Below are 13,046 nucleotides of genomic sequence, written 5' to 3' on the forward strand. Positions count from 1 at the left end.
TGTTGTAGTGTTATTAAGTTCTTATAAATGGACAGACTTCTCCCGTTGTCCGATTTTACATGAACGATGCCCGCCATAATATTAATCAGCCGGCTGATAACACTGTTGGTCCGATTGTGATCCATTCTCCTACACCTCCTTTTTGATAAATTTAAAGCTAGTGTAACCAAAAATCCCGAAATAAGCAAGGGAGAATTGTTCCCGCAGAGACATAAATGCATGGCACTGCAAGTAGTATGGAGTGTGGCGAAGGGGCGTTGACCTTATAACGGCTGCGGGAAAAGAGGAGAGTTATGGCGATTTTTAACGGATTGCTCGGCAATGCAACTCAGGTGGAGCTGGGGGAGGTGCAGCGGGAATACGGACGGATTCTGGCTCCGAATGAAAAGATTGAGCGCGCCTATAAGCTGGTCCGGGACATGTTTATTTTTACAGACAAGCGGCTGATTCTTGTAGACAAGCAGGGGATGACCGGCAAGAAAACCGAATACCACTCTGTTCCTTACAAAAGCATCACTCATTACTCTGTGGAGACGGCGGGGCATTTCGATCTGGATGCGGAGCTGTGCCTGTATATCTCGGGCGCGGGGCTGCCGCTGAAGAAAACCTTCAACAAATCGGTCGATATCTACGAAGTGCAGGCTGTGCTGTCGCAATATATCCTGAAGTGAGGGGGGCGCACAGAGGGCGTACTAAGGCTGTAGCCTGCTGCGCTCCATATAACAGACGGATAGAAGGGATGCCGGGCCTGGGCCTGCTTCCATCCTGAAATTTGTGCATGGCTCACAAAATAAGCGGCAGCAAATGTACAGTCCTGCGGAAGCCGTTGACAGGGGTTCAGGTCCTGCTGTTAAATGACACTAACTTAAGCGGCAGGGAAGGGAGGCGGAGGCGGAACATGAGGAGAGGACCGGTGACCGGAACGAAAACGATGGTGGTCAGCCCGCATTATCTAGCCTCGGCGGCGGGCGCGCAAGTTTTGGCCAAAGGCGGCAACGCCTATGATGCGGCCGTTGCAGTCAGCGCGGCGCTGGCTGTGGTCTATCCGCATATGACCGGGCTCGGCGGCGACGCCTTTTGGCTGGGGTACAGCGCCAGCGAAGGGCGCGTGCGGGCCTACAACGGCAGCGGACGCTCGGGCTACGCCGTCCGCCGGGACTGCTATGCCGGGGAAGAGGCCATTCCCCGGCGGGGTGTGCGCAGCGCCATTACGGTGCCCGGAATGGCGGATAGCTGGGAGGCCGTCCAGCGGGAGTATGGACGGCTGACCCTGGCCGAGGTGCTGGAGCCGGCTATCGGCTACAGCGCCGGGGGCTTTCCGCTGTCGCCGGACCAGCATGGCGGCAGTGTTCTGGCCGGAGCCGCGCTGTCGCCTGAAGCGGCGGCGGTGTATCTTCCCGGCGGCCGGATACCGGCGGCGGGAGAGTGGTTTGTGCAGCGGCAGCTGGCCGGGACGCTGCGGGCGCTTGCGGCGGGAGGCCGGGATGCTTTTTATAAAGGGAGCATTGCGGAAGAGATCAGTAATTATATGCAGGCTTCCGGCGGGTATCTGACCCGCGATGATTTCGCGGACCACCAGGGGAGCTGGGAAGAGCCGCTTCAGACCGGATACCATGGGCATACCGTCTATCAGGTTCCGCCGAACTCGCAGGGCTTCACGGCGCTCATGGCGCTTAATATTCTGGAGCATTCTAACTTCGCGGAGATCAGGCATGGCTCCTATGAGTACTATCATCTGCTGGTGGAGGCGCTGAAACTGAGCTTCTGTGACCGGGACCAGGTGCTCACCGACCCGTCTTTCAGCAGCATTCCGCTGGACCGTCTGCTGAGTAAGCCCTATGCGGCTCAACTCGCGGCGGCAATTTCTCCCCGTAAGGCGCTTGCTCTCAGCAGCGAACCAGTTGGAAGGGATACGGCTTATGCGGCGGTAGTAGATGAAGAGGGTAACGCGGTGTCGTTCATCCAGAGTCTGTATTTCGAATTCGGGTCGGGGGTGGTGGCCGGGAATACGGGGATTCTGCTCCAGAACCGCGGGTCCTTCTTCTCGCTTGATCCCGCCCATGTCAATACGCTGGAGCCCCACAAGCGCACCTTCCACACGCTGATGCCGGCGATGGCCTGCCGGGACGGGAAGCCGGCTTATCTCTATGGCACACAAGGCGGTGAAGGACAACCACAGACGCAGACCCTGCTGCTCACGCGCATGCTTCACTACGGGATGGACCCGCAGACTGCGGTGAGTGAACCCCGCTTCGTCTGGGGCAGAACCTGGGGGGAGCCGACTCAGGAGCTGCGGATCGAGAACCGGGTGGCGGAAGCCGTGCGGGCGGAGCTGGCGGAGGCGGGGCATCTGGTTCGTGAGGCAGAGAGCTATGACGGGGTGATGGGTCACGCCCACGCCATCTCGATTGACGGTAACGGCTACCGCAGCGGGGGGACGGACCCCCGCTCTGATGGAGCGGCTATCGGGTGGTAAGCGATTTGGATTCTTGGCGGGAAGGTCAAGGAGATAGGGAGATAGTGAGGTAAGGGGGATGGGAGATAGTGAGGTAAGGGGAATGGGAGAGTGGGAGATAGGGAGGTAAGGGGATAAGGAGATAGGAAGACAAGGAGATGGGGAAATAGGGAAATAGGGAGACAAGGAGATAGGGAGATAAGGGGAATGGGAGAGTGGGAGATAGGGAGACAAGGAGACAAGGAGACAAGGAGACAAGGAGATAGGGAGCTAAGGAGGTAAGGAGGTAAGAGGCAGGGTGAGAGTAACCCGGTTTGTCCGGGAGGGAGAGGGTGGAGCAGCATGGTTCTTGATAATCGGCACGGCGCATTCAGGGTCCCGGAGCTGGAGATTCCCGGCAGCGGGCACGGGGTATTGCACGGCCTGACCTTCACGGTAAAAGATGTCTTCGCAGTGGCCGGGCACCGCTCTTCCGCCGGTAACCCGGACTGGCTGCGCAGCCATGGACCTTCGGACTCCCATGCAGCTGCGGTACGCAAGCTGCTGGAAGCCGGAGCTACGCTGCGGGGGGCAGCCCATACGGATGAGCTGATGTATAGCCTTGGCGGAGAGAACTATCATTACGGTACGCCGGTGAATCCGTACGGGGAGAACCGGATTCCCGGCGGCTCGTCCAGCGGGTCGGCGGTGGCGGTGGCCTCGGGGAGCGTGGATTTTGCCCTCGGAACGGATACAGGCGGCTCTATCCGGGTTCCATCCGCTTATTGCGGTGTATTCGGTTATCGTCCGACTCACGGTGCGGTATCCCTGGAGGGGGTTATTCCGCTGGCCCCGGCTTTTGATACGGTGGGCTGGATCGCTGGAAGCACGGAGCTGCTGCTGAAGACGGGGCGCGTTCTGCTTGGGGCTGTGGACAGCGGCGGAGATGCCCGGTGCGAGGAAAATAGGAAGAAGTCGGGCGATCTACTCGGGTCTGCGGACAGAAGCGGTGATGCCTGTAGCGAGGGGGATAGGAAGAAGGCGGGCGTTCTGCTCAGGTCTGCGAACAGCGATGGTGATGCCCAAGGCGAAGAGAGTAGGAAGAAGGCGGGCGATCTGTCCGGGTCTGTGGACAGCGGCGTAGTTGCCTGTGACGGGGAAAATAGGAAGAAGTCGGGCGATTTGCTCGGGTCTGCGGACAGCGGCGTAGGTGCCCAGAGCATGGAGAATAGTATGGAGCAGAGCGGCGGTGAGGCGGTTGACGAGTCTGCTGGTGATCTTCGAATGTCCCGGATGTTCATTCTCCCGGAAGGCTGGGCGCTTGTGGAGCAGGACTGTGCAGACTACCTGAGGCGGGGGCTGGACAAGCTTCAGGCAGGCGCTTCGCTACAGGCTGCTGAAGCCGTGGTTGCCCCTGAAGGCTTGAAGACGTGGATGGATGCCTTCCGCGAGCTGCAGGGTGCCGAGATCTGGGCAACCCATGGGGAGTGGATCGGGCGGGAGCAGCCGGTCTTCGGGCCGGATATTGCCGCCCGGTTCGCTTGGGCGGCGGGGCTGGCCGGAGCGGATCACAGCCCGGCCGCTATGCTGCGCAGCCGGATCACTCAGCGGCTGCGGGCGCTGCTCGGGAAGGACGGCTGTCTCGTCCTTCCGACCGTGCCGGGTCCGGCCCCGCTGCGCGGCGCCGGACCCGGGCAGCTGGAGCGGAGCCGCAGCAGCGCCATGATGCTCAGCTGCCTGGCCGGACTGGCCGGGCTGCCGCAGGTTACGCTGCCGGTGCCCGGCCCCGGCGGACTGCCGCTGGGACTGTCCGTCATCGGCGGGCACGGACAAGATCTGAGACTCCTGTCCTGGATACAGGAGGTATGGAAGTAGGAAGTCATAGCCCTGGTTCTCTGAACGTAGAGAACCAGGGCTTTTTGCTGATCGTTAGGAGATCCGCTAGTTGCGCGAGGTGCGTGGGCCAAATGTATGCGGAAAACCGAATACAATACCCAGCAGCGAGGTGAGCGGACCAAATGTATGCGAAAAACAGCATACATCCGGCCGGTGCGAGGGTGAGTGGTCCGGATGTATGTGAAAAACAGCATACATTTGACCGGTGCGAGGGTGAGCGGTCCGGATGTATGTGGAAAACAGCATACAATGGGCCGATGCGAGGGGCGCGGACCAAATGTATGCGAAAAACAGCATACATCCGGGCGGTGCGGGGGTGAGTGGTCCGGATGTATGCGAAAAACAGCATACATTTGGCCGGTGCGGGGGTGAGTGGTCCGGATGTATGTGGAAAACAGCATACATTTGGCCGGTGCGGGGGTGAGTGGTCCGGATGTATGTGGAAAACAGCATACAATGGGCCGATGCGAGGTGAGCGGGCCAAATGTATGTGAAAAACAGCATACATTTGGCCGGTGCGGGGGTGAGTGGTCCGGATGTATGCGAAAAACAGCATACATCCGGCCGGTGCAAAGATACGTGGCAATTATGCAGCTTCTAGGGACCAAATGAGAGTCACTGCCGCCCGATGTGTAATATTACCTAACATAGTTGAGCCTAATTCTAACTTTTCTCTTTCCAACAGCGGTCATTTTATCTATAATGTTACATAAAGTAACATATGACTCGAATAAACCTATTATGAAGGTAGAGAAGGAGGGGTGGCTATGCATCTTACGGTGGAAGAAGCGTTGTCCATTTATCCTTTATCCGAAGCGAAGCTGATTGCCGGGTCCAAGGGGAAGCACAGGATCGTGAAATCGATTAATGTCATGGATGCTCCCGATATCTCGGATTGGGTCAAGGAAGGAGAAATGCTGCTGACCACAGCCTATCTGATCAAGGACAGCCCGGAGGATGCCTCGGCACTGCTGCAGATGCTGAACCGGCGCGGGTCAGCGGGGCTGGGCATTAAGCTGGGCCGGTTCTGGGAGGCTGTGCCGCCACCCTTGATTGCGGAAGCGGAGCAGCTGAATTTCCCGCTGATCGAGCTGCCGTTCCAGTTCACCTTCTCCGACCAGATGAACGGCTTGTTCCGCGCGGAGCTGTCGCGCAGCGTGGACACCCTGCAGAGCATGATGGAGAAGCAGCGGCTGCTGATGCGTCTTGCCTTGCGTTCCGGTCGCAGCCGTCCGCTGCTGGACACCGTCTCTGAGATCATCGGTTATCCGCTGGCTGTAATCAGCAACCGGGGGGCGGTAGTATTCAACAACTCGGGATATACCGAGAGTGAGCAATTGGAAGGGTGGCCCTGGGCGCCCCGCAATCAGCGCTTACGGCTCGGCGGAGGCACCGGCTACCGGCTTCCGCTGCTACAGGCCGGGAAATGTCTGGGTTATCTTCATTATTGCGATATTGATCCCTTGCTGCTGCCGGTGGAGGAAAGTCTGTTCGTCCAGGGGGCAGAGCTGATTTCTTATCATATGCATACCGGACTGGAGGATTATTTCGAGCAGGCCGGACACCGGGAATTCAGCGGGCTGCTGCGGCGGTTCCTGAAGGACGGGCTGAAATACGCTGAGCTGGCGCAGGCAGCGCTCCGGCTGGAGATTACGCTGCTCCAGTCTCCGTATCAACTGCTGCTTACCGATGTGGCTGCTGCGGGAGAAGCCCGGCAGGCAGAGCTGCTGCGGCTGAAGGAGGAGTATTCGGAGCATCCGGTGCTGCATGGCCTGCAGGCGGTTCACTTCCTGGTGGAGGAGGGACTGGTGTCGCTGTATCCGGCCGGGCCGCATCAGCCGGAGGAGTTCCGGGCGCTGATTCAGGAATGCTTCGACAGCCTGAAGTTCGATAAAGGGTATTATCCGCAGGCGGCTGTCAGCAGCGTGAAGCTGAAGCCGGAGGGGCTGAAGGAAGCTTTTGCCGAGATTAAGGAATGTATGGGCATGGCCCGGCAATGGGGCGCACACGGAAATGTGGTGCATTACCGCCAGCTGGAGCTTGATCTGCTGCTGAGCAAGATTCCGGCGGAGATCATGGAGCGTTACTATAACGGCAGCCTGCGGGGGCTGCTTAGCCGGGAACCGGAATATGTTAAGGAGATGCTCCACACGCTGGAGGTCTACCTGGAGAATGACGGCCATGTGAACGAGACGGCCAAGAAGCTGTTCATTCACCGCAATACGGCCACTTACCGGATTGAGAAGCTCAGTGAGCTGCTGGATGTCGATTTCAAAAAAATCAATGATCTCATGAAGCTGAAGCTGGTATTCCTGTTCCGCAGAATGCTGGAGCGCGAATAACAGCCGTCCATCAGCAGATTGCCCAAAAAAAGGAGTGGAGAACAATGAAGGTGGCCGGAATCTTTTTGGCGGCAGGCCGCAGTAATGGAGCAGGGGCCTCTGAAGGTTCTCAGAACAGGGCGGGCGCGGGTTCAGCCGGTGCGGCGATGCTCAGTGAGCTGGAGACCTGCGGGCTCGCGCCGCTGGTTGTAGTGGTGCGTGCGGATGATCCTTTAGGCTGGCTGCCGCCGGCCGGGAAGGCGGAGAATATGCGGCGGATTGAGACTTGCCTGACGGCCCATTTGGGCCTGTCCTTCTCCCTGCGCTGCGGCTTGAATGCTGTAGCTTCGCTTCAGCCGGATGCGGTGGTCATTGCAGCGGCAGATCAGCCGTTTGTGACAGCGGCTCAGATCCGCCGGTTCATCCAGGCGTATGAGCAGCACCCGGAGCTTGATTATGTCACGAGTGCACAGGAAGGGCTGCTGATGCCGCCTACCCTTTTCTCAAGCACGCTGTTCAGCGGACTTCAGGAGTTGGACGATGAAGAGGGGATAGCTGCCATTATGCGGACCAAGGAGTATAAGGGGCTCATCCTGCCGCAAGAGTCTGTTCAGGCCTTCACAGAGACTGGGCTGCCGGAGAGCTTCGGAGAGTACAGCAGAGAATGGAGCGTGCGGAGCGGGAATAGACAGTGAATTCGCTATTTTTTAAAGCTATGTAAGGTAATATCACAGTATTTTAAGTTTAATTTGAGATGACTTCGTGCATGAAGCACAAAATCGGCCCCCTCTTCTTATCCAACCACACAAAGCTATGTTATATAAATTTACGTAAGTGCTGCGCCTCAGTATAGTAGAGATACATTAATGGCTGTAGCCATTAGAAGAGATATCCTGGAGGAGGAGAATTATGAAACAAAGGGGTCAGGCATTCAAATTCAGCATCATCACGATGTTCCTGCTGGCGGTGGTTCTGACGGGGTGCGCGAAGAATAATACGGCGTCTAATACGGGTGCGGCAGCAACGGCAGAGCCTTCGGCGGCCAGTACACCGGCAGGCAGCGAGGCGGCGGCAACGACAGAGCCGGCAGCGAAGAAGCCGACGGTTGCTTTTGTCTATATCGGGCCTCCGGGTGACGGCGGGTATACGTATCAGCATGACCAGGGCCGTCTGTATATGGAGAAGGAGCTTGGGATCAAGGCGGATTTCGTTGAGAATGTACCGGAAAGCGCCGATGCCGAGCGGATCATCACAGAGCTTGCACAGAACCATGACATCGTGTTCACCACAAGCTTCGGCTATATGGATTTCACCTTGAATGTGGCCGGCAAATTTCCTAACGTGAAGTTCCTGCATGCCTCCGGCTACAAGACCGCTGAGAACATGGGAACCTACTTCGGCAAAAACTATCAGGCAAGCTATCTGTCGGGGATCGCGGCAGGCAAAATGACAAAGAAAAACCATCTCGGCTATGTGGGAGCCTTCCCGATCAGCGAGGTGATCTATAATCTGAACGCCTTCACGCTGGGCGCGCAGAGCGTCAACCCGGCGGTTAAGGTGGATGTGGTGTGGACGAATACCTGGTATGACCCTGCCACTGAACGTCAGGCGGCCATCAGCCTGCTCGACAAAGGGGCGGATGTCCTGCTGGCGTATCAGGATTCACCGGCTACCCTTCAGGCTGCGGCGGAACGGGGAGCTTTTGCCGGGGGGAATGACTCGGATATGAGCAAGTATGCACCGGACAACTACTTAACCAACCCTGTATGGAACTGGGGTCCTTATTATGTGAAAGCTGTACAGTCTGTGATGGACGGAACCTGGAAAAGTGAGCAGTATTCCGGCGATATGGCGGACGGCATGGTGGAGCTGGCGCCATTCGGCAACAAGGTTCCCGAGGATGTGAAGAAGCTGGTGGAGGACGCCAAGGCCAAAATCATCAGTGGCGGGCTGGAGGTCTTCACCGGACCCATCTCGGACAACAAGGGTAATGTAACCGTTAAGGACGGTCAGAAGCTGACCCTTGAAGAGGTGCTTGGCATGAACTGGCTGGTCAAGGGTGTCGAGGGCACGATTCCGCAATAACAGCTGCTACACATCTTCATACAGCACAGCCTTACGGGTGGGGCGGGTTCCGGATACCGGAGCCTTCCCCACCTGTACTATAACTACCCGGAAAGGAGCGTAGTATTATGCAGGACCCTTCGGTTGAAATGCGCGGGATAGTGAAGACATTCGGTGCTGTAACGGCCAGCGATCAAGTTGATTTTTCGGCAAATGCGGGGGAGATTCACGCGCTGCTCGGGGAGAACGGGGCGGGGAAAAGCACAGTCATGAGCATGCTGTCAGGAGTGTACCGGGCGGACGCCGGGGAGATTCTCATTCATGGCAAACCGGCCAGAATCCGTTCCCCCAAGGATGCGGCACTGCTCGGTGTAGGCATGGTTTTTCAGAACTTCAGACTGGTGCAGAGCCTTACAGCGGCGGAGAATATCGTGCTTGGCGAAAAGTCGTCTTTCTGGCGCGGCAGCAGATGGATTAGACATAAGCATGAAGAGATAGAGGCGCTTGGAGAACGCTTTGGCTTGAAATTTCCCGTCGACCGGCCCATCTGGCAGCTGTCTGTCGGCGAGCAGCAGCGCGTTGAGATTGTCAAGACGCTGTACCGGGGGGCAGATATCATCATTCTGGATGAGCCGACCTCGGTGCTGACGCCGGGAGAGGCGGAGCAACTGTTCGAGACCCTTCAGGTGATGAAGCAGGCGGGCAAGACAGTGATCATGACTACGCATAAAATGAAGGAGGTCATGGCCTCCTCGGACCGGATCTCCGTGATGCGCAAGGGGAAAATGATTGCTTCGCTGATGACGGGCGAGACGGATGAGCTGGAGCTGGCCCGGCTGATGGTGGGCCGGGAGGTTACGATCAGCCGTCAGGAGCGCGCGGCGACGGCTGGAGAGCCGCTGCTGATCGTCCGCGATCTGGAGGTGGCTGCGGATCATGGCCGCAAGGCGCTGGATGCCCTGTCGCTTACGGTTCATGAAGGCGAAATTGTGGGCGTGGCCGGTGTCGCGGGCAACGGGCAGAAGGAGCTGGCGGAGGTATTGACAGGGCTAAGAGCATGGAGGACGGGCGAGATCCGGTTTGACGGCAGTCCTGTAAAAACAGCTTCGGTAAGAGGAGCGATCGATTCGGGCATCTCGCATGTGCCGGAGAACCGGATGAAGAGCGGTCTGGCCGGACGGCTGGGGTCCGTTGACAACCTGCTGTTCAAGTCTTACCGCAGCGGGGAGCATTCCCGGTTCGGCTTCCTGAAGGCGGCGAGAAACCGCTCCTGGTCGCAGGAGCTGGTCCGCCGCTTCAATGTGAAGACGCCGGAGCTGGATACTCCCGTGCAGCAATTGTCCGGCGGGAACCAGCAGAAGCTGCTGTTCGCCCGCGAGGTCAGCCACCGTCCGAAGCTGATGGTGGCCGTGCATCCAACGCAAGGGCTGGATGTCGGCGCAGCGGCAGGGGTGCATGAGCTGCTGATGGAGCTGCGCAGCTCCGGCAGCGGGGTGCTGCTAATCTCCGAGGATCTGGATGAGCTGCTGCAGTTATCCGACCGTATTCTGGTGATCTATGGCGGGTCAATTATAGGTGAGAGCGATCATGAGCAGGCGGACCGGGAACAAATCGGCCTGATGATGGCCGGTATCCGGAGCAGGGAGGGAAGTGCCGTATGAGTCCGAAGCCTGGAAATGAATCTGCAACGCTTACGCCGCTGGCGGGGCGCAGCGGGAGGTGGTACTCCCTCAGGCTGGAATATGATTCAAGCCGTACCCGTTCACCGTGGTGGACGCCCATCCTGTCCGTTGTTCTGGCACTCTTGCTCTGTGCGGTGTTCATCGCCGCTAATGGAATGAGCCCGCTGGTCGTCTACGAGAAAATGTTCCGGGGAGCCTTCGGTACCTCCTACGGCTTCACTGAAACCATGGTCAAGGCTATTCCGCTGCTGCTCTGCGGTCTTGGCATTGCTGTAGCTTACCGGATCTCTGTGTGGAATATCGGGGCAGAGGGTCAGTTGACAGTAGGCGCTATGGCGGCTACTGCGGTAACGATCTATTTCCCGGACCTGTCTTCCTTCTGGTCCATCACGCTGATGCTGGTTTTCGGTACAGCAGCCGGAGCTTTGTGGGGTCTGATGACGGCAGTGCCGCGAACCCATTTCGGTGTCAATGAGCTGATTACCTCATTGATGCTGAACTACGTGGCCCTGCTGGCTCTGGATTATGTAGTGTTCGGCCCCTGGAAGGACCCGAAGGGCTTCAACTTTCCGGGTTCGCCGATGTTCACGGCCGCCCAGTCCCTGCCGGTGCTTGGCAGCACCCGGCTGCACATCGGGCTGGTCTTCGGCCTTGTGGCTGTGCTGATCTATTATCTGATGATCCGGTTCACCCGCTGGGGCTATGAGCTGCGTCTGATCGGCGCCAATCCCACAGCAGCCCGCTATGCAGGCATCCATATCAAGAAGCATATTATCATCGTCATGCTGATCAGCGGCGGTCTTGCCGGGATTGCCGGCATGGCTGAAGTGTCGGGGGTTACGCATAAGCTGATGCAGGGGATCTCTCCGGGCTATGGCTATACGGCGATTATCGTAGCCTGGCTTGCCAAGCTGAACCCGCTGGGCCTGATTGTGACTTCGATTCTGTTCGGCGGCCTGATTGTGGGCGGCTATAGTGTTCAGACCATCGGACTGCCTTCGTCCATATCGGAAATGCTGCAGGGCGCGATCCTGTTCTTCCTGATTGCCGGCGACATGATTCACCGGTTCCGCATCCGCCGGAGCGCATAACAGCATTCTCTTACAGGAGGGAGTTCACTCATGGATTTCACTACACAGTTATTAATCGCCGCTATCTCCGCCGGAACACCGCTGCTTCTGGCTACGCTGGGAGGCATTCTGACCGAACGGGCCGGGATTATCCAGCTTGGCGCGGAGGGGCTGATGCTGATGGGGGCAGTGACGACTTGTATCGTCTACATCCGCAGCGGGAATCTGATCCTTGCGCTGCTCTCGGCGGTAGCCATTACCGCTCTTCTGGGCATGGTCCATTCGTTCTTGTGTGTCACGCTGAGGGCGAATCAGACGATGTCGGGTCTGGCTATGACGCTGTTCGGCAGCGGCTTAAGCGCTTATGTGGGCAAGTCGATCAGCGGCATTCCGCTTCCCGGCAGTCTGCCCAAGCTGGATCTGGAGATACTGAAGCCGGTGCCGGTGCTCGGGGAGCTTTTTGGAAGGCTGGATCTGCTGACCTGGTTCAGTCTTCTGCTCGTCCTTGTGCTGCATCTGCTGATTCACCATACCTCGTGGGGGCTGCATCTGCGGGCGGTCGGCGACAATCCGGCTACTGCGGACGTCATGGGGATTCGTGTGCAGCTGATCCGTTACTGCTATGTTACTGCAGGAGCGGCGCTGATTGGGCTGGCCGGTGCGGATATGGTGCTGGCGTATGCGCCGACCTGGAATGAAGGACTGACCGCCGGACGGGGCTGGATCGCCGTGGGTCTGGTGATTTTCGCCAGATGGAATCCGCTGCGCGCTCTCTTCTGCGCCTACTTCTTCGGAGCACTCGACTCGCTGGGCTTCCGTATTCAGCTGTTGGGGAGTGCGGTGCCGTCTTATTTTCTGAAAATGATTCCTTACGTCGTAACCATTCTCGTATTGATGTATCTGGGATACCGCAACCGCAACAAGCCCTCCGGTACGCCGGAATCGCTGGGAACACCTTATATTCGCGAACAGCGGTTCTAGGCTGGAAGGGCGCGGGCGGCAATATGCAAATTAGAGGGATGGAGGCTGACCTATGACTATACCGGCGGACCGGTTGACTCTGGAGCAGATGAACTCGATGGAAAAAAATGACTTCGTGGAGCAGCTCGGCGGCATCTTCGAGCATTCCCCTTGGGTAGCTGAGGGGGTGTGCAGCAGGCGTCCGTTCGATTCGGTGCAGGAGCTGCATGCTGCCATGATGGAGATAGCACGGCAGGCGGAGCCGGACCAGGTGCTGGCGCTGCTGAGAGCTCACCCGGATCTGGCGACAAGGCTTGCGGTCAGTCCGCTCTCGGCGGCAGAGCAGCAGGGGGCCGGACTGGACCGGCTGACACCGGAGGAATTCGCGGAGCTCACCGGGCTGAACGCCGCCTATACAGCGAAATTCCGCTTTCCGTTCATCTTCGCCGTACGGGGCAAAACTAAAGAAGAGATCCTTAGCGCCATCGGTGAGCGTGTGGATCGTTCGCTTGAAGAGGAGCAGGAACAGGCGCTGCTGGAGATTAGTGGGATTACTCGTTTTCGGCTGGAGGATCTGCTGGGGGCGGAATAGAGCAGGGCACTGCATATTATAGGAGGA

10 protein-coding genes are annotated in these 13,046 nt (G+C 58.1%); all 10 read left to right on the forward strand.

The window, feature by feature from the left end:
• The first annotated feature begins 293 nt into the window (after positions 1 to 293).
• The 10 genes from NST69_RS05280 (at position 294) to uraD (ending at position 13,019) form a co-directional block, all read left to right on the forward strand.
• Positions 294 to 671 carry a PH domain-containing protein gene (locus tag NST69_RS05280; protein WP_036696174.1) on the forward strand — a complete coding sequence of 126 codons (378 nt, stop codon included), beginning with the start codon at positions 294 to 296 and terminating at the stop codon, positions 669 to 671.
• Between the two features lie 227 nt (positions 672 to 898).
• Positions 899 to 2,476, forward strand: coding sequence for a gamma-glutamyltransferase (ggt, locus tag NST69_RS05285; protein ID WP_342548685.1), 1,578 nt, complete (start codon positions 899 to 901; stop codon positions 2,474 to 2,476).
• Between the two features lie 321 nt (positions 2,477 to 2,797).
• A complete protein-coding gene (locus NST69_RS05290; protein WP_342548686.1) occupies positions 2,798 to 4,309 on the forward strand; it encodes an amidase family protein in 1,512 nt (503 codons plus the stop codon).
• A 788-nt stretch (positions 4,310 to 5,097) separates the two neighbouring features.
• Positions 5,098 to 6,672 carry a PucR family transcriptional regulator ligand-binding domain-containing protein gene (locus NST69_RS05295; protein WP_342548688.1) on the forward strand — a complete coding sequence of 525 codons (1,575 nt, stop codon included), beginning with the start codon at positions 5,098 to 5,100 and terminating at the stop codon, positions 6,670 to 6,672.
• A 44-nt stretch (positions 6,673 to 6,716) separates the two neighbouring features.
• Entirely contained in the window at positions 6,717 to 7,346 is a 630-nt protein-coding gene (locus NST69_RS05300) for an NTP transferase domain-containing protein (protein ID WP_342548689.1), read from the forward strand.
• Positions 7,347 to 7,560: 214 nt separating this feature from the next.
• Positions 7,561 to 8,736 carry a BMP family ABC transporter substrate-binding protein gene (locus NST69_RS05305; RefSeq protein ID WP_036727709.1) on the forward strand — a complete coding sequence of 392 codons (1,176 nt, stop codon included), beginning with the start codon at positions 7,561 to 7,563 and terminating at the stop codon, positions 8,734 to 8,736.
• A gap of 107 nt (positions 8,737 to 8,843) precedes the next feature.
• Positions 8,844 to 10,376 carry an ABC transporter ATP-binding protein gene (locus tag NST69_RS05310; RefSeq protein ID WP_036727711.1) on the forward strand — a complete coding sequence of 511 codons (1,533 nt, stop codon included), beginning with the start codon at positions 8,844 to 8,846 and terminating at the stop codon, positions 10,374 to 10,376.
• Positions 10,373 to 11,488, forward strand: a complete 1,116-nt coding sequence (locus NST69_RS05315) for an ABC transporter permease (protein WP_342548690.1) — start codon at positions 10,373 to 10,375, stop codon at positions 11,486 to 11,488. Before NST69_RS05310 ends, NST69_RS05315 begins: the two co-directional genes overlap by 4 nt.
• A gap of 30 nt (positions 11,489 to 11,518) precedes the next feature.
• Positions 11,519 to 12,448, forward strand: coding sequence for an ABC transporter permease (locus NST69_RS05320; protein WP_340755980.1), 930 nt, complete (start codon positions 11,519 to 11,521; stop codon positions 12,446 to 12,448).
• 52 nt (positions 12,449 to 12,500) lie between these two features.
• A complete protein-coding gene (uraD, locus tag NST69_RS05325; RefSeq protein WP_342548692.1) occupies positions 12,501 to 13,019 on the forward strand; it encodes a 2-oxo-4-hydroxy-4-carboxy-5-ureidoimidazoline decarboxylase in 519 nt (172 codons plus the stop codon).
• Positions 13,020 to 13,046 lie beyond the last annotated feature (27 nt).

This window comes from Paenibacillus sp. FSL P2-0089 (assembly GCF_038595095.1).
In the GTDB taxonomy this organism is placed as follows: domain Bacteria; phylum Bacillota; class Bacilli; order Paenibacillales; family Paenibacillaceae; genus Paenibacillus_AQ; species Paenibacillus_AQ silagei.

Excerpts from the sequence above, each read along its gene's own strand:
- NST69_RS05280 (WP_036696174.1), top strand. The coding sequence starts at position 294 with ATGGCGATTTTTAACGGATTGCTCGGCAATGCAACTCAGGTGGAGCTG.
- ggt (WP_342548685.1), top strand. The coding sequence starts at position 899 with ATGAGGAGAGGACCGGTGACCGGAACGAAAACGATGGTGGTCAGCCCG.
- NST69_RS05290 (WP_342548686.1), top strand. The coding sequence starts at position 2,798 with ATGGTTCTTGATAATCGGCACGGCGCATTCAGGGTCCCGGAGCTGGAG.
- NST69_RS05295 (WP_342548688.1), top strand. The coding sequence starts at position 5,098 with ATGCATCTTACGGTGGAAGAAGCGTTGTCCATTTATCCTTTATCCGAA.
- NST69_RS05300 (WP_342548689.1), top strand. The coding sequence starts at position 6,717 with ATGAAGGTGGCCGGAATCTTTTTGGCGGCAGGCCGCAGTAATGGAGCA.
- NST69_RS05305 (WP_036727709.1), top strand. The coding sequence starts at position 7,561 with ATGAAACAAAGGGGTCAGGCATTCAAATTCAGCATCATCACGATGTTC.
- NST69_RS05310 (WP_036727711.1), top strand. The coding sequence starts at position 8,844 with ATGCAGGACCCTTCGGTTGAAATGCGCGGGATAGTGAAGACATTCGGT.
- NST69_RS05315 (WP_342548690.1), top strand. The coding sequence starts at position 10,373 with ATGAGTCCGAAGCCTGGAAATGAATCTGCAACGCTTACGCCGCTGGCG.
- NST69_RS05320 (WP_340755980.1), top strand. The coding sequence starts at position 11,519 with ATGGATTTCACTACACAGTTATTAATCGCCGCTATCTCCGCCGGAACA.
- uraD (WP_342548692.1), top strand. The coding sequence starts at position 12,501 with ATGACTATACCGGCGGACCGGTTGACTCTGGAGCAGATGAACTCGATG.